Source organism: Candidatus Pelagibacter sp. PS_06 (assembly GCF_059418045.1).
In genome coordinates this window covers 380,802-397,120 of record NZ_CM182078.1, presented here as the reverse complement: position 1 = coordinate 397,120, position 16,319 = coordinate 380,802, and the positions used below count along the sequence as shown (strand labels likewise).

17 protein-coding genes are annotated in these 16,319 nt (G+C 30.8%); 10 read left to right on the top strand and 7 right to left on the bottom strand.

Annotated elements, in window-relative coordinates:
- Positions 1-29 precede the first annotated feature (29 nt).
- From purE to AC5SLZ_RS01740, 8 genes are all read left to right on the top strand, one after another.
- Positions 30-521, top strand: a complete 492-nt coding sequence (purE, locus tag AC5SLZ_RS01775; protein WP_494615912.1) for a 5-(carboxyamino)imidazole ribonucleotide mutase — start codon at positions 30-32, stop codon at positions 519-521.
- A gap of 1 nt (position 522) precedes the next feature.
- A complete protein-coding gene (locus AC5SLZ_RS01770; RefSeq protein ID WP_494615910.1) occupies positions 523-1,569 on the top strand; it encodes a 5-(carboxyamino)imidazole ribonucleotide synthase in 1,047 nt (348 codons plus the stop codon).
- Positions 1,570-2,028: a GNAT family N-acetyltransferase gene (locus AC5SLZ_RS01765; RefSeq protein WP_494615909.1), complete on the top strand. Its 459-nt coding sequence runs from the start codon at positions 1,570-1,572 to the stop codon at positions 2,026-2,028.
- 111 nt (positions 2,029-2,139) lie between these two features.
- Positions 2,140-2,346, top strand: a complete 207-nt coding sequence (locus AC5SLZ_RS01760; RefSeq protein ID WP_008545539.1) for a cold-shock protein — start codon at positions 2,140-2,142, stop codon at positions 2,344-2,346.
- A gap of 136 nt (positions 2,347-2,482) precedes the next feature.
- Positions 2,483-2,830 carry a cupin domain-containing protein gene (locus AC5SLZ_RS01755; RefSeq protein WP_028037213.1) on the top strand — a complete coding sequence of 116 codons (348 nt, stop codon included), beginning with the start codon at positions 2,483-2,485 and terminating at the stop codon, positions 2,828-2,830.
- A gap of 21 nt (positions 2,831-2,851) precedes the next feature.
- Positions 2,852-3,598, top strand: coding sequence for an aspartate/glutamate racemase family protein (locus AC5SLZ_RS01750; RefSeq protein ID WP_494615907.1), 747 nt, complete (start codon positions 2,852-2,854; stop codon positions 3,596-3,598).
- 3 nt (positions 3,599-3,601) lie between these two features.
- On the top strand, positions 3,602-4,042 hold the full coding sequence (locus AC5SLZ_RS01745; RefSeq protein WP_494615906.1) for a hypothetical protein: 441 nt from the start codon (positions 3,602-3,604) through the stop codon (positions 4,040-4,042).
- A gap of 26 nt (positions 4,043-4,068) precedes the next feature.
- Positions 4,069-4,917: a DMT family transporter gene (locus tag AC5SLZ_RS01740; RefSeq protein WP_494615905.1), complete on the top strand. Its 849-nt coding sequence runs from the start codon at positions 4,069-4,071 to the stop codon at positions 4,915-4,917.
- Positions 4,918-4,923: 6 nt separating this feature from the next.
- Here AC5SLZ_RS01740 and AC5SLZ_RS01735 read toward each other — a convergent pair whose 3' ends face one another.
- From AC5SLZ_RS01735 to AC5SLZ_RS01720, 4 genes are read right to left on the bottom strand one after another with little or no spacing between them, the layout of a single operon-like run.
- Positions 4,924-5,511 carry a sarcosine oxidase subunit gamma family protein gene (locus AC5SLZ_RS01735; RefSeq protein ID WP_494615904.1) on the bottom strand — a complete coding sequence of 196 codons (588 nt, stop codon included), beginning with the start codon at positions 5,509-5,511 and terminating at the stop codon, positions 4,924-4,926.
- Positions 5,508-8,504 carry a sarcosine oxidase subunit alpha family protein gene (locus tag AC5SLZ_RS01730; RefSeq protein WP_494615902.1) on the bottom strand — a complete coding sequence of 999 codons (2,997 nt, stop codon included), beginning with the start codon at positions 8,502-8,504 and terminating at the stop codon, positions 5,508-5,510. Before AC5SLZ_RS01730 ends, AC5SLZ_RS01735 begins: the two co-directional genes overlap by 4 nt.
- Positions 8,504-8,773: a sarcosine oxidase subunit delta gene (locus tag AC5SLZ_RS01725; RefSeq protein ID WP_494615901.1), complete on the bottom strand. Its 270-nt coding sequence runs from the start codon at positions 8,771-8,773 to the stop codon at positions 8,504-8,506. Before AC5SLZ_RS01725 ends, AC5SLZ_RS01730 begins: the two co-directional genes overlap by 1 nt.
- Complete coding sequence (locus tag AC5SLZ_RS01720) at positions 8,774-10,030, bottom strand: sarcosine oxidase subunit beta family protein (protein WP_494615900.1); 1,257 nt, start codon at positions 10,028-10,030, stop codon at positions 8,774-8,776. It lies immediately after the preceding gene.
- Between the two features lie 126 nt (positions 10,031-10,156).
- Between AC5SLZ_RS01720 and AC5SLZ_RS01715 the strand changes: the two genes are divergently transcribed.
- Positions 10,157-11,842, top strand: a complete 1,686-nt coding sequence (locus tag AC5SLZ_RS01715; protein ID WP_494615898.1) for a formate--tetrahydrofolate ligase — start codon at positions 10,157-10,159, stop codon at positions 11,840-11,842.
- A 1-nt stretch (position 11,843) separates the two neighbouring features.
- On the opposite strand, the gene AC5SLZ_RS01710 is transcribed toward AC5SLZ_RS01715, so the two are convergent.
- Genes AC5SLZ_RS01710 through AC5SLZ_RS01700 form a run of 3 tightly spaced genes read right to left on the bottom strand, consistent with a single transcriptional unit; the run spans position 11,844 to position 14,824 of the window.
- On the bottom strand, positions 11,844-12,635 hold the full coding sequence (locus AC5SLZ_RS01710) for a glutamine amidotransferase-related protein (RefSeq protein ID WP_028037222.1): 792 nt from the start codon (positions 12,633-12,635) through the stop codon (positions 11,844-11,846).
- A complete protein-coding gene (locus AC5SLZ_RS01705; protein ID WP_494615896.1) occupies positions 12,632-13,795 on the bottom strand; it encodes an iron-containing alcohol dehydrogenase in 1,164 nt (387 codons plus the stop codon). Before AC5SLZ_RS01705 ends, AC5SLZ_RS01710 begins: the two co-directional genes overlap by 4 nt.
- Positions 13,796-14,824 (bottom strand): glycerol-3-phosphate dehydrogenase, encoded by a 1,029-nt coding sequence (locus AC5SLZ_RS01700; RefSeq protein WP_028037224.1) that lies wholly within the window; start codon positions 14,822-14,824, stop codon positions 13,796-13,798.
- Positions 14,825-14,968: 144 nt separating this feature from the next.
- On the opposite strand from AC5SLZ_RS01700, the gene AC5SLZ_RS01695 reads away from it, so the two are divergent.
- Positions 14,969-16,306: a trimethylamine monooxygenase gene (locus tag AC5SLZ_RS01695; protein ID WP_494615895.1), complete on the top strand. Its 1,338-nt coding sequence runs from the start codon at positions 14,969-14,971 to the stop codon at positions 16,304-16,306.
- Positions 16,307-16,319 lie beyond the last annotated feature (13 nt).

The following is a 16,319-nucleotide window of genomic DNA, read 5'->3' as shown; positions in this document are numbered from 1 at the left end:
ATTTTGAAATAAGACTTTTAGTATTTTTCATGAAAAAAAATAAACATTTAAAAGTTTCAATAGTAATGGGTAGTCAATCAGACTACAAAACCATGGAACTTGCTGAAAAAACCCTAAAAAAAATTGGAGTTTCATATGAAACAAAAATTATATCAGCACATAGAACTCCTAAAAGAATGTACGAGTTTGCCTCTTCAGCTGAGAAAAATAATATTGGTGTGGTTATTGCTGGCGCTGGTGGATCTGCCCATTTACCAGGAATGATTGCTGCTTTAACTCCCATTCCTGTTTTAGGTGTGCCGATAGAAAGTAAAAAACTTAAAGGTTTAGATAGTTTACTGTCTATCGCACAAATGCCAAAAGGCATACCCGTTGGCACATTAGCTATAGGTGAAGATGGAGCAATAAATGCTGCTTTATTGGCTGCTGCAATTATTGCAAATAATAATCCTATTATAAAAAAAAATTTAAATAATTTGAGATTATCACAAACAAAATCTATTAAAAAAAAACCTCAGTAAAATGTCAGAAATAACACTTGGTATTATTGGTGGTGGCCAACTTGGTAGTATGCTTGCAATTTCAGCCAAGAAATTGAATATTAAAACTGTAATTTATTGTGATGATCCACATGCACCAGCACAAAACTTTTGCGACAAATTTATTTCAGGTGGCTATAATGATAAAGAAAAAATCATTGAATTTGTAAATTTAGTTAATTGTGTAACTTTCGAATTTGAAAATATTCCTTTTGAAACATTAAATGAAATAAACAAATTAAAACCTGTTTTACCAAAACCTTCGGTTAATAGAATTATCCAACATAGATTAGCAGAAAAAGATTTTGTAAATAATTTAAATATTAGAACAACAAGGTATGCTTCGGTAGAAAGTGAGTCTGAAATAGACTCTCTAGAAGATTTTTTGCCTGGTATTTTAAAAACAACTACTCTTGGTTATGATGGTAAAGGTCAATATCCTATAAATTCAATCGAAGAATTAAATTCACTAAATATTGATTTTTCAAAAGGATATGTCTTAGAAAAATTAGTGAAATTAAAGAAAGAAATTTCAATAATTATAACCAGGTTTGAAAATAACAAATATGAAATTTATGAACCAATAGAAAATAAACATGAAAACCAAATATTAAAATTTTCAAAAATTCCTGCAGAAATTGATGAAAAAATTTATGATCAATCTAAAGAATGGGCAATGTCTATTGCTGAGGAGCTAAAATATATTGGAACTTTATGTGTTGAGTTCTTTATTGATAGAAATGATAATTTATATGTTAACGAAATTGCTCCAAGAGTTCATAATTCAGGTCATCTTACAATAAATGCTTATAACGTTAGTCAATTTGAAAATCATGTTAGAGCAGTTTGTGGTTTAGAGCAAATACCGTTAAAAAAATTATCCAATGCAACAATGGTTAATTTAATTGGAGATCAAATATCTGAGTATAGAAAGGTTGCTAAATTTAAAGAAAATGAATTTTTTTTTGACTATTTAAAAAAAGAGATTAAAGAAAAAAGAAAAATGGGTCATTTCACAACTTTAATTTAAATGTTAAAATCAATAGAAGGTAATTTTGATAATTCTGAGGTTAATGAGCTTCTTACAAAACATTTCATTGAGTTAAGAGCTGCCTCTCCTGAAGGAAGTGCTCATGTCCTAGACATTCCTGGATTAAAAGTTTCATCAATAAAATTTTGGAGTTTATGGCATGATGGCATGTTAATGGGCTGTGGTGCTTTAAAATTTTTAAATGATGCACATGGAGAATTCAAATCAATTAGGATTCATGACAATTTTAGAAGAATGGGCAATGGTATTAACGTAGTAAATCATTTAATCAATGAAGCAAAAAAATTGAGTATTAAAAAGTTAAGTATAGAGACTGGCGCAGGTGAATTCTTCAAACCTGCTAGAAAGTTATTTAAACAGTGTGGTTTTGAAACATGTGATCCTTTTGCTCACTATAAAGAGGATGTGAATTCTGTTTATCTTACAAAATCTATATAAAATAATTTTATCTAATCAATTTAGTTGACAAAACCTTAATAAATCTAAACAAAGCCAGAATTACTTAATTATAAGTAATAAATTAATATAACGAAAAGTAAGAAGATAAATATGAGTCTACAAGGAAAAGTAAAATGGTTCAATCCAACTAAAGGTTTTGGTTTTATTGAAAGAGAAGACAAAGAAAAAGATGTGTTTGTACATGTTTCAGCTGTAAGAGATGCTGGTATGAACGGTTTAGATGAGGGTCAAGCTTTGACTTTCGATGTTGAAGATGGTCCTAAGGGTCCTTCAGCAGTTAACTTAAAAACTGCATAATATTCACACTTCACTATTGGCTGAGATAGCAAAAATTTAAATCTACTGATTTATATTTTAGATTTCAGCCAATACCAAAAACAATCTTTAAACACAATTTTCAATTATCAATTTTAATAGTACAGTAGGTATTATTATGAGTGAAAGATTTGTTAAAAATATAGATAATCTAAAATTTGAACCATTTGACAATTATGGTGAGCCAGTAAAAGGAATGAGTTGGCACAAAGTTAGTTATGATAAAAAAAATGGAGGATTCGGTACATATATATTAAAAATGGATCCTGGTGCAAAAAGCCTACCACATATACATCAAGGATTTGAAGAATTTTATGTAATTAAAGGTGAACTAGAAGATGTAGATGGAAAAGTTTTTAAAAAAGGTGATTTTATAACTTTTGAACCTGGAACTACTCATAACTCTCATACTAAAAGTGGTTGCCTACTTATTGTATTTATGAGAGGAATAAATAAACCAATCTAATATAAGTTATTCAAAAAAAATATGATCGGAATTTTAGGTGGAATGGGAACTCAAGCAGGTTTAGATTTTTGTAATAAACTTGCAATCTTAAATAGAGGAAAAATTGATCAAGAGTACCCCTTATTCATTCTTTATAACAAATCAAATATACCGGGTAGACCAGAATCTATCGGGGTACAAACTGGAAATTTATCAAATAAATCTTCAAATAATGTCAGTAAAAAGAAATATAACAATGTTTTAAAAAGTTTACTTCATGGATGTAAATTACTTGAAAAGAATAAATGTAAATTTATTGTTATTCCCTGCAACACAGCTCATTATTGGTTTGATGATTTACAAAAAAAAATAAATATTCCTATTATAAATATGCCAAAAGAAGTTTTTAAATTTACAAAAAAAAATTGTAAAAAATATTCAAAAGTAGGTTTATTGGCTACTGAAGGAACGCTAAAAACAGGTGTGTATGATAAAATTTTTAATAAAGATTATCACTTGTTAAACCCTTCTCAAACTCTTCAAAAAAAATCAGTAAATAAAGCTATAAAATTAGTTAAAATGGGCAATGTTAAAGCTGCGGCAAAGGCAATTAAACCTGCAATAAATGAATTAATCAAAATGAAATGTAAAAAAATAATATTAGGCTGTACTGAACTTCCAATTGCAATTTTTGCTTTTAAATCATTTAACAACGTAAAATCTTCTAAAATCTTTTTAGACCCAAACTTAATTCTTGCTAATTCAGCTATGTCTAAACACAACAGATAATTCATGTCCCAAGATAAAGATAAGCCTTATGTTCTAAGAGTTGCAGAGTTAATCTATAAAAAAGTTGATAAGATAAAAAAAGAAAACTCTGAAATGACTAATATCCAAGCATTTGAAGTTTTTATGACAACAAAAGACTACGACTTAATAAGTTCTGGAGAATTTCATAATCAATGGTTTTTAGAATTGAAAAATAATAATTTTATAGACAATATTACTGGCAAAAAAGTTAATGAAGAGACTATGAGGCTTTTAGAGTTACAAAAAGACTCTATGATTAAGTTTTTGATGAAAATACCAAAATTATACTACACAAAAAGTCATTTTCCTCTTGAGATATCTCAAAGAGCTTTTGATCATCTTTGGAGAGTTTGTGAAAGTTATGAAATGTGGTGCAATGAAACAAAGCAAAAAAAATTAATTACTTTAAAGATTTTAGATTAATCTGATATTATTTATTCATTATTTAAATGGTTAAAATATTTCCATTCATATTTATATTATTGTGGTCATCTGCGTTCATTACCACCAAACCAATCATTGATAATAGTGATCCATTTGCAGCATTAGCTTTTAGATTTTCAATAGTTGCGATTGGTTTTTTCTTGTTTTCTTTATATTCAAAACAAAAAATTTTAGTTAATAAAAAAAACTTTATTGAGTCTTTTCTTAGTGGAGTTCTCTTTCATGGATTTTATTTAGGAGGTGTTTTTTACTCAATTTCAAAAGGGATGCCTACCGGAATAGCTGCTCTAATAGTTACACTTCAACCAATACTAACAAATGCTTTAAGTGGCCCAATTTTAAATGAAAAAGTATCAATGAAACAATGGATTGGAGTGTTGCTAGGCTTTATAGGGGCAACCTTAGTTTTGGGTCTTGATATTGGATCAGATATTCCAATCGTTGGTTTAGTTGCAACCATAATAGCATTAGTTGCAATAACTTCTTCTACAATTTGGCAAAAAAAAATTAGTAATAATTTACCTTTATCAGTTAGCAACATGTATCAAGCTATAGGTGGTTTTAGCTTTCATCTATTGGTTATAATTTTATTTACAAAACCATATATAGAATTTTCACAAACTTTCATAATCGCAATGAGTCACCAGATTTTTTTAGTATCATTTGGAGCTTTTACAATATTGATGTATTTAATTAAAAATAACTCAGCAAGCAAAACTGTCTCTATATTTTTTTTAATTCCAGCTACATCTGCTTTTATGGCTTGGGTTTTTTTAAATGAAAGTTTAACTAATTTAGACCTTTTGGGTTTTTTAATAACCACAATTGGCGTTTATATTGCAACAAGAGATTAAAAGTATTTACAGAGACTTAAAGCCGAACTCTAAGGACGCATCTGTAATAGAATGATACAAAGATTCACCAAAACTTCTCAAAGCAAAAAGTCTTACTTTATCAGGATTGTCATTTAACAAATCAACTGTAAACGCTATTCCATTATAAGTAGAATTTATCGAATTATTTTTTTCTAAACTACTAAAATTAAAAGGACATCCCTTTTTTAAAACTTCTTTTACCTCTTGTCCTTCTATTTCAATTATAGCTTTTGAATGAGACAAATCAGTTACAGCAAAATCTGCTTCATTTAAATCTTGTGAAATATTTTTAAGTAAATCTTTTTTTGTTGAGACCAAAAGCCAATTTTGTGGACCATTCCATAAAATTCTTGTGTCATTATTATTTATCACAACTAGTGGTTTATCTTTTAATTTTAAACCATCAATATCAAAATTTTCAATTGAGACTTTAGAATTTTTATACTTAACTATTTGTACTATTAATAAATTCTTTATTTCAGATATTCTTAAAAGATTATTTTCATCTTTATCTTCATGGTTTCCAAATTGGCCTGTTGAATGTACATTTGCTAAAGCTGATGTTAAACTCATGATCTAACCCTTTCCCCTTTTGGATCAACGTAGTGAGAAGAAACAATCTCAACAGGAATTACTTTGTTTTTTAATGGAGACATTACAAATAACTTTTCACCAATCATATTTTTTCCATCTTTTAATATTGCTAAAGAAAATGGATTATCATGTTCAACACTCCAACATGAAGCTGAAATATAACCTAATTTTGGATTTGGAATAGGTGCATTAGAGTCTTTAACTAAATGTGATCCTTCTGGAATACTTGTTTTTTTATCTAAAGGAACAACTCCAACAACTTTTTGTCTATCTTCAGCTATAAATGCTTCTCTTGTTAAAGATCTTTTTCCAATAAAATCTTTCTTTTTACTTAATAATCCTTCTAGGGAATTATCATAAGGTATTGTTCTTCCATCAAGCTCAGAACCTGCTACGTGACCCATTTCAATTCTAAGTGTTGATAATGCCTCTGTTCCATAAGGTTGAATTTTAAATTCTTGACCAATTTCCATAATTTTTTTCCACATAAAGTTTCCGTTATCAGACTCAACATTTACTTCATAGGCAAGCTCACCAGAAAATGAAATTCTAAAAATTCTAGCCTTAATACCAAACAAATCTCCTTCAAGGAAACCCATAAAAGGCAATCCTTCATTAGACACATCTGAATTTGGAAATAGTTTTTTTAATAAATCTCTAGACTTAGGTCCAGCAATTGCAGCTCCTGCCCATTGCTCTGTAGTTGAAACTACATTCACATTTAATTCGGGCCATACTAGTTGTAAATAATATTCTAAATGTGAAAGAACGTTTGCAGCTTGTGCGGTAGTAGTTGTCATATGATAATGATTTTCTGAAATTCTTGTTGTTGTTCCATCGTCCATCACAATCCCATCTTCTCTTAACATCACACCGTATCTTGCTTTGCCGACTGGTAACTTTAACCATGCATTTGTATAAACTCTATTTAAAAGTTCTGCTGCATCTGGTCCTTTAATATCTATTTTACCTAATGTAGTTACATCACAAACTCCCACGTTTGTTCTTACGTTTTTTGCTTCTCTTTTTGATCCTTCAAATAAATTTTCATTCCCTTGTTTGTAGTATCTTGGTCTTAACCACACACCTGCATCAACAAAAACTGCATTGTTTTTTTCATGCCAAGAGTGCATTGGTGATTTCCGTGTTGGTTTTGAGTGTTTACCAACCTCTCTTCCAACAATTGCTCCTATAGAAACTGGTGTATATGGAGGTCTAAAAGTAGTGTGACCAACATTTGGTACTACTTTATTTTCAATATTTGATACTAATTGTAAGCCATTTAAATTACTCGTTTTGCCTTGGTCAGTTGCCATGCCAAGGGTTGTATATCTTTTTACATGTTCAATTGATCGATAACCCTCTTTAAGTGCTATCTCCACATCAGAAACCGCAACATCATTTTGAAAATCTAAAAATCTTTTATAATTTTTTCCCTCAGGTAAAGGCACACACCAAAACTTGTCGTGCGTTGTTGATTTTTTTTCGACTACATTTGGAAATGAAATTTCATTATTATTGTTAGTAATTTTTTTTGATAACTCATGACCAGTTTCAAAAGAACTTTTCAAAGTCTCCTCTAGTGTATAAGTTCCATTTGCAGCACCTAAAGTTGTTTCGTTTTGTTTTGATGTTCCTGGAACAAATGCATCAATATCTTCATTAAATTTTGTTTTATTTCCTGATTGTGAAGCTAAATGGATTGTTGGCGTCCAAAATCCTGAAACACATATGCAATCACACGTAATATTTTCTAACGTACCAAGCTGCTGTTTATCATCTGAAATTTTTGCAATATCTGCTGATTTTACTTTTTTATAACCTTGAGCGGCAACTACCACATATGAAAACTTAATGTTTATTCCTAAGTTTTTTGCTTCATCAACTATTTCAGATTGAGGATCTTTTCTTGTGTCTAAAATAATTGGATCAACACCATTTTTTTTAAATTCAATTGCAGTTTCATAGCCACTATCATTATTTGTAAATATTAAAGGGTTTCTTCCAACCAATACTCCATAAACTTTTAGGTATTCTTTTGCTGCCGATGAAAGCATTACTCCTGGGGTATCATTGTTTCCAAAAACTATAGGTCTTTCAATAGATCCTGAAGAAATTAAAACCTCTTTTGCTCTGATGTACCAAAGCCTTTGTTTTGGATGATATTGTTTTGTTTTTGGTAAGTGATCGCTAATTCTTTCAGACATCACCAGCATGTTATGATCATAATATCCAAAAACCTGTGATCTATTTTTAACAATAACGTTAGGCATTTCTTTAAGTTCTGAAATTATTCCATCAGCCCACTCTTTACCTGATTGATTTCCTATATTAACATCACTAGTTAATAAAGTTCCTCCATGTCTGGCTTTATCTTCAGCTAAAATAACACGAGCTCCGTTTTTTGCCGCAGCATACGCACTTGCTAAACCTGATGGTCCTGAACCTGCAATTAATAAATCGCAATATTCATATTTATGTTCGTATCTTTCTTTATCATGTTTGATTGATGCAACACCAAGTCCTGCTGCTTTTCTAATAAAAGGTTCGTAAACTTTGTACCAAAAACTTTTTGGCCACATAAATGTTTTGTAATAAAATCCTGCTGGAAGAAATACTTTTAGAAAATTATTTATAGCTCCAATATCAAAATTAACACTAGGCCAGCAGTTTACACTTGTAGCTTCTAATCCTTCAAAAAGTTCTTGTTCTGTAGCTTTAATATTTGGCTCTGTTTCACCATTTCTGTATAATTGAACAATTGCATAAGGTTCATCTACTCCTGCTCCAAAAAACCCTCTTGGCCTATGGTATTTGAAGCTTCTACCAATTAAGTGAATTCCATTTGCTATTAAAGCTGAAGCAAGAGTATCACCTTCATATCCGTAATAAGTTTTGCCGTTAAACTTAAATGATAATTTCTTATCTCTATTTATTAAACCAATATCTGGTAACCGATAACTTTGATCCATTATGAATTATCCTCATTGGCTTTTAATGTTCTAAATATTTCATGAGTTGCCGTGTCTCTTTCAACTTTTATCCACTGTCTACACCCTGACAAATGTTGCCATAACTCTAAATGTTTTCCCCTTAAACTTTTTCTATTGTAGACAAAATTATCCCAGTCTTTGTCAGACACTTCTTTATTAAGCTCAGGTCTTTTAACAGTTGCGTCTCCACCATAAGAAAATTCATTTTGAGATCTCATTCCACAGTGTGGACATCTAATATGAAGCATTTATGAAATCCAAGTTTTTGTTCCAAGTCCTTTTTCATCAAGTAAGTGACCTGTATTAAATCTATTTAAACTGTATCCTGCATTTAATTTGTGAACTCTGTCTTGTGCAATTGTATGAGCAAATGTCCAACCCGATGCAGGAGTTGCTTTAAATCCACCATAACACCAACCACAATTTAAATACAAACCTTCAATATGTGTTTTATCAATTATCGGAGAGCCATCCATGGACATATCCATTATACCGCCCCAAGTTCTAAGCATTTTTAATTTACTTAAGAACGGCATCATCGCAATACCCTCTGTAAGTACATGTTGTAAAGTTGGTAGGTTACCTCTTTGTGCATAACTATTATATCCATCAAGATCCCCACCCATTACCATCTCACCTTTATCTGATTGACTTATATAAAAGTGTCCTGCTCCAAAAGTAACTACTCTATCTAAGATTGGTTTTACCGGTTCTGATACACATGCTTGAAGCAAATGGGTTTCGACAGGTAATGTCATATTTAATTTTTCTGCTAAAATATTTGTACTCCCAGCAACACATAACCCTATTTTCTTAACTTTAATGTCACCTCTTGAAGTTCTAACACCATTAATTTTTCCACCACTAACATCAAATCCTGTAACTTCACAATTTTGAATTATATCCACTCCCATTGAATCAGCTTGTCTTGCATAGCCCCAAGCAACAGCATCATGCCTTGCAGTTCCCGCACTTGGTTGCATTAATCCACCAAAAATTGGGAATCTTACATTTTCAGAAAAGTCTGCCATTGGGATAATTTCTTTAACCTGTTCTCTATTGAGTAGAACTGCATCTATTCCATTTAGCCTCATTGAATTCCCTCTTCTTGCATAAACATTCATTTGTGCATCAGAGTGCGCAAGATTGATAATTCCTCTTGGGGAAAACATCACATTATAATTTAAATCTTGGCTCATTTTTCTCCATAGATCCATTCCAAACTCACTAAAGAGAGCATTATCATCGTGCATATAATTTGATCTAATAATTGTAGTGTTACGTCCAACGTTTCCACCGCCGATCCATCCCTTTTCAATAATAGCAACATTTGTAATGTTGTGCTCTTTTGCTAAATAATATGCGGTTGCTAAACCATGGCCACCACCTCCAATAATTACAACATCATATTCTTTTTTAGGAGTTGGATCTTTCCAGGCTAAATCCCAGTTTTGATGACCTGAAAAAGCGTTTTTAATCAGATTAAATATAGAATATTTTTGCATCAGATATTTTTATCTCAATGAATATAAATAGTTCTTATTTTTTTTATATATATTTTTTAGAAGTTTCCAAAAATCTCAAATAGGATATCTATTGTCCATTAAAAAACTAATTTATAGGAGTTTCAAATGAGTGAAGTTAAATCAGATATTCAGATAGCCAGAGAAGCAAAAATGCAACCTATAAATGATATTTTAGCAAAGATAAATGTGCCAGATGAAAGCACAGCTTTTAGTCCAATGGGAAGACACATTGCAAAAATAAATTTAGAATATTTAGATACTTTAAAAGATAAACCTGATGGAAAATTAATTCTTGTTACTGCAATCACTCCTACTCCAGCAGGAGAAGGTAAAACGACTACTTCTGTCGGATTAAATGATGGTTTAAATAAAATTGGAAAAAAATCTATTGTATGTTTAAGAGAACCAAGTCTTGGTCCATCATTTGGTATGAAGGGTGGAGCTGCTGGTGGTGGCTATGCTCAAGTAGTTCCAATGGAACAAATTAATTTACATTTTACTGGAGATTTTCACGCAATAACTTCTGCTCATAATCTTTTGTCAGCCTTAATAGATAATCATATCTATTGGGGAAATAAATTAGATATAGATGTTAGAAGAATTGTTTGGAAAAGAGTAATGGATATGAATGATCGTTCATTAAGATCTATAAATATCAACTTAGGTGGTGTTGCAAATGGTTTTCCAAGAGAAGACGGTTTTGACATTACTGTTGCATCTGAAATCATGGCAATCTTTTGTTTATCAAATGATTTAGAAGATTTAGAAAAAAGAATTGGTAATATAACAATTGCTTATACTAGAGATAAAAAACCCGTGTATGCAAAAGATTTGAAAGCTCAAGGTCCAATGACTGTATTACTAAAAGATGCCATCAGACCAAATGTAACTCAAACATTGGAAAATAATCCTGCAATCATTCATGGTGGTCCATTTGCAAATATTGCTCACGGATGTAATTCAGTAATAGCCACAAAAACAGGATTAAAGCTTGCAGACTATGTTGTAACAGAAGCAGGTTTCGGTGCAGACTTGGGAGCTGAAAAATTTCTTGATATTAAATGTAGAAAATCAAACTTAAAACCAAGTTGTGTAGTTATTGTTGCAACAATCAGAGCCTTGAAAATGCATGGTGGTGTAGCAAAAGATGATCTTAAAAATGAAAATGTTGATGCGCTTAAAAAAGGACTCGTAAACCTAGAAAGACATATTCAAAATGTTCAAAAATTTGGATTACCTGTTGCGGTTGCAGTTAATCACTTTATTAAAGATACAGACGACGAAGTAAAAGCTTTGATAGAATTTTGTGATGGGATGGGTGTTAAGGCAAGTCTTTGTACTCACTGGGCAAATGGTGGTGAAGGGACAAAAGATTTGGCTACTCATGTTGCAGATTTATGTGAAAAAAATGAAGCTAAATTTCAATTTTTGTACGACAGTAAAACCCCTTTATTTAAAAAAATCGAGACTATAGCTAAAGAAATTTATAGAGCAGATGATGTTATAGCTGATACAAAAATTAGAGATCAATTAAAAAACTTTGAAGAAGCTGGTTATGGCGAATTACCTATATGTGTTGCAAAAACTCAATATAGTTTTTCAACAGACCCAAGTCTCAAAGGGGCACCATCAGGTCATTCTTTACCAATTAGAGAAATCAGACTCTCTTCTGGTGCAGAGTTTATAGTTGTTGTTTGTGGAGCTATAATGACAATGCCCGGATTACCAAGAGTTCCCGCTGCAGACTCTATTAAGCTAAATAAAGATGGTGAGATTGAAGGTTTATTTTAAATTAGTTTTTTAGATAATTAAGCCAATTTCTAACTTCACAGGTTCTATCGTTAAAGTTCAATAATTTATTTTCTGAATTTATATATGATATATGACTTTCATATTCTTCTTCACTTAAAAAATTTTTATTAGCAAATAGTCTTTCTTTACGTCCAGCAATAAGTTTAAGCATTTGAGAATATTCATAATCAGGATGATACTGTAAACCGATAATTTCAGAGTTTCCAACTTTGAAGCTAACACCCATTACATTGTTTATTTTGTCACTAGATAAAAGAATAGCATCTTTTGGTAACTCACTTACTTCATCAAAATTAAAAGCTGGTGATGTAAAAATTTTTTCTTTGTCTTTATATATAAAATGTTTCTGGCCTTCATCATTAACAATTACATTCGATGCAATTCCTATATGAGCACCTTTTGTAGCTGGATGAGCTTTGCCTCCAGCAGCTGTTGTGCAAATTTGCAATCCCCAACAAATTGCTAAAATTTTCTTTTGTTGAGCAAAACAATTAGATGCGAAATTTATATGTTTTTTAATTACATCTGTCATATCGTTTATTCTCATGGCACCACCAGTAAAAATAATTCCACTATATTCGTGCATATTTTTTAAAGCATGACTGGTTTCGTCATCCTGTCCAGGATTTATAATTTCTGTATTTGTTGATGGATCAATTTTTAAAATTAAATTTTTTAAGTTATCTGCTGCAGAAGCTCCTGCTGCTTTGATAAAAAACTCACTATCTTTTCTATTATTTCCTTCAACAATTAAAATATTTAAAGCATTCATTTAAATAATTCTCCTGACATGCTGTGTTGGTACATTAGTTTCATGTCTTCTTCATTCAATTTTTTTGGGTTTCCCCCTGTAGATGGGTCTGCTAAAGCCATTTTTGACAATCTATCAAGATCAAAATCTTTTTCATTAATCACTTCTGATAATTTATGAGGCATATCTAATTTTTTTCTTAAATCTAAGATCCAATTAATGAAACCATCAAAAGATTTATCTTTAAGTTCTAAATAATTACATATTTTGATTATTTTTTGTTCAATCACATCTTTATTAAAAGTTAAAACGTAAGGCATAAATATCGCGTTAGATAGACCATGGTGAACATTATTTAAAGCATTTATAGGATGACTTAATGAGTGAATAGCACCCAAACCTTTTTGAAATGCCGTTGATCCCATGCTAGCTGCTGATAACATATTTTGGCGTGCTTCAATATTAGATCCATTATTCACAGCTTCTAACAACCAATTATTAATCAATCTCATACCCTCCAAAGCAATTCCGTCAGCCATTGGATGATATCCTGGTGCACAATATGCCTCTAAATTGTGAGCCAAAGCATCCATTCCTGTTGCTGCAGTAATTTTTGCAGGTAAGCTAATTGTTAATGCTGGGTCTAGAATGACTATTGAAGGCAAAAATTTAGGATGAAAAATTATATTTTTTACTCCAGTTTCCTCATTTAAAATTACAGATGCACGTCCTGTTTCCGATCCTGTTCCGGCAGTTGTAGGTACAGCTATAATCGGTGCTATTTTTTCAGAGTTTGCCTTAGTCCAATTATCTCCAACATCTTCAAAATCCCAGATAGGCAATGTTTGACCTGACATAAAAGCAATTGCTTTACCAACATCTAAACCACTGCCCCCTCCAAAAGCTATTACTCCATCACAACTATTTTTATTATAATAATTAGAACCCTCTATTACATTGGTACCTGTTGGGTTACCTACTACATTTGAATATAATTCAACTAAAATCCCTTTTTCTTTAAGATCATTTATTGCATCAGAAACAATTTTTGATTTAGCAAGACCATTATCTGTTACCAATAATGGTTTGTTAATATTTAAAGTTTTACAGGCAATACTTAAATCTTTAACTCTATCTTTTCCAACCCACATATTTGTTGGGTAATTCCAATTAGATTTCATTTACCAATTAATTTCTAATTTTTTATTATCACAAATAGTATGTAACATACTAAACATTAATGGAAAATTTTTACTATTTAAATCTTCTAAAATTCTTGGTCCAATCTCTAAAGCAAGCTGGGCTCCTTCTACAGTTATATCTTTCATAAACTTTTCTTTAGCATCATTATACAAATGACCTTCACCTAAATATTTTCCCATTAAACTATTTCTTCCCCCTATTGCACTTACATATAAATCACCAAGGCCTGCTAAACCATAAACTGTTTCTGATTTACCTCCATAGTGAGAAACAAATTCAACCATTTCTGAGATAGATCTATGGATTAATGATGCTGCAGTATTTAAATAATATTTAGATTGAATATCTTTAGGAGCTTGGGAGTTGCTCAATCCCTCTGATGCACCAATTAACATTGAATATATATTTTTAATTGCTCCAGACAATTCTACTCCAGTAATGTCTTCTGAAATTTCAGTAGAATAATAATTAGTTGAAATCATGTCTTTCAATGATTGGCATTCCTTAATGTTTCGATTAGCGATTACAGTTCCTGTTCTCATTTTATTTGCTAAACCAGCAGCTAAACAGGGGCCTTTAATAGCTGTAATATTAATTTCTGAGTGTCCATCTTTTTCTAAAAGATTTTTAATTTTATCTGATAGCGTTGTAAGTTCATTATTAACTATAGATAAACCTTTAGTTAATAAAACAATTGGTAGGTTTTTTTTATAACTTTTAGATATTTGCTTTACAAACCACTCAATTCCTATCGAGCTTATTCCTGCAACAATTAAATCTACATCTTTTTCTAAAATAGATTGTAATTCATTAAATTGCTTGAATTTTATTTCTTTTGGTAGTTTAGTTTTTAATCCAGGGTGTAAATGGTCATTAGTAATAATATTATTTATCAAATTGTCCTCTAAATGAGTTCCAACAATTGTGACATCATTTTTATTTTCGATACAAGGAACTGCAAAAGCTGAGCCCATTGCTCCAGCTCCTATAATTATTATCTTTTTCATAAACTTGAATTAACCAAAAGTTTTCTAGCTAATTGTTACAACCCTTGCAAGTTGTAATGTCATATTAATTGTAAATTTATCTTTAAATTTACTTAATTATATGGGTAAATTGATGAAATAAAATTTATAATTGGAGACAATAAAATGACAAAAATTGCTATCATTGGTGCTGGTCCTTGTGGATTATCTATGTTGAGATCGTTTGAACAGGCTGAAAAAAAAGGTGAAAAAATACCTGAAATAGTTTGTTTTGATAAACAAGACGACTGGGGTGGTCTTTGGAATTATAGCTGGAGAACTGGTTCTGATCAATATGGAGATCCGGTTCCCAATAGTATGTATAGATATCTTTGGTCAAATGGTCCAAAAGAATGTTTAGAGTTTGCAGATTATTCATTTGATGAACATTTTGGAAAACCAATTCCCTCTTTCCCACCTAGAGAAGTTTTGTATGATTACATTTTAGGCAGAGTAAAAAAAGGAAATTTAAAAGATAAAATAAAGTTCAATACAACTGTTACCAACATAACTTATGACAATAATAGTTTTGAACTCACATACAGAAATAAAAAAGATAACTCAATTTTAAAAGATTCATTTGATTATGTTGTTGTATCAACAGGGCATTTTTCAGTTCCATTTATACCTGAATATCCTGGCATGAAATCTTTTCCTGGAAGAATTATGCATTCTCATGATTTTAGAGATGCTGAAGAGTTTAGGGGAAAAAATGTTGTTGTCTTAGGAAGTAGTTATTCTGCTGAAGATGTTGCTCTACAATGTCATAAATATGGAGCAAAAAGTGTAACTATTGGCTACAGACATAACCCAATGGGATTTAAATGGCCCAATGGTATGAAGGAAGTTTATCATTTAGATAAACTTGTGGGTAACAAAGCAATTTTTAAAGATGGTCATGAACAAGAAACAGATGCGATAATTCTTTGCACTGGATACCTTCATCATTTCCCTTTTATATCTGAGGACCTTAAACTTCAAACAACTAATAGATTGTATCCACCTAAATTATATAAAGGTGTTGTTTGGCAAAACAATCATAAACTAATGTATTTAGGTATGCAGGATCAATTTCACACTTTCAATATGTTTGATTGTCAAGCTTGGTTCGCAAGAGATGTTATTATGGAAAAAATTAAAGTTCCAAATGATACTGAAATAGAAAAAGATATAAACAAATGGGTATCAATGGAAGAAAAACTAGAAAACCCAGATCAAATGATTGACTTTCAAACTGAATATACGAAAGAACTTCATGCTTTATCTGATTATCCAAAAATTGATTTTGAATTGATAAGAAAACATTTCAAAGAATGGGAACATCATAAAGTTGAAGATATTATGACTTATAGAAATAAATCTTTTTCTTCACCAGTAACAGGTTCTGTTGGACCAGTTCATCATACACCTTGGGCAACTGCAATGGATGATTCTTTAAAAGTTTTTTTAGATCAAAAAAAATAATTATTTGTTGTCA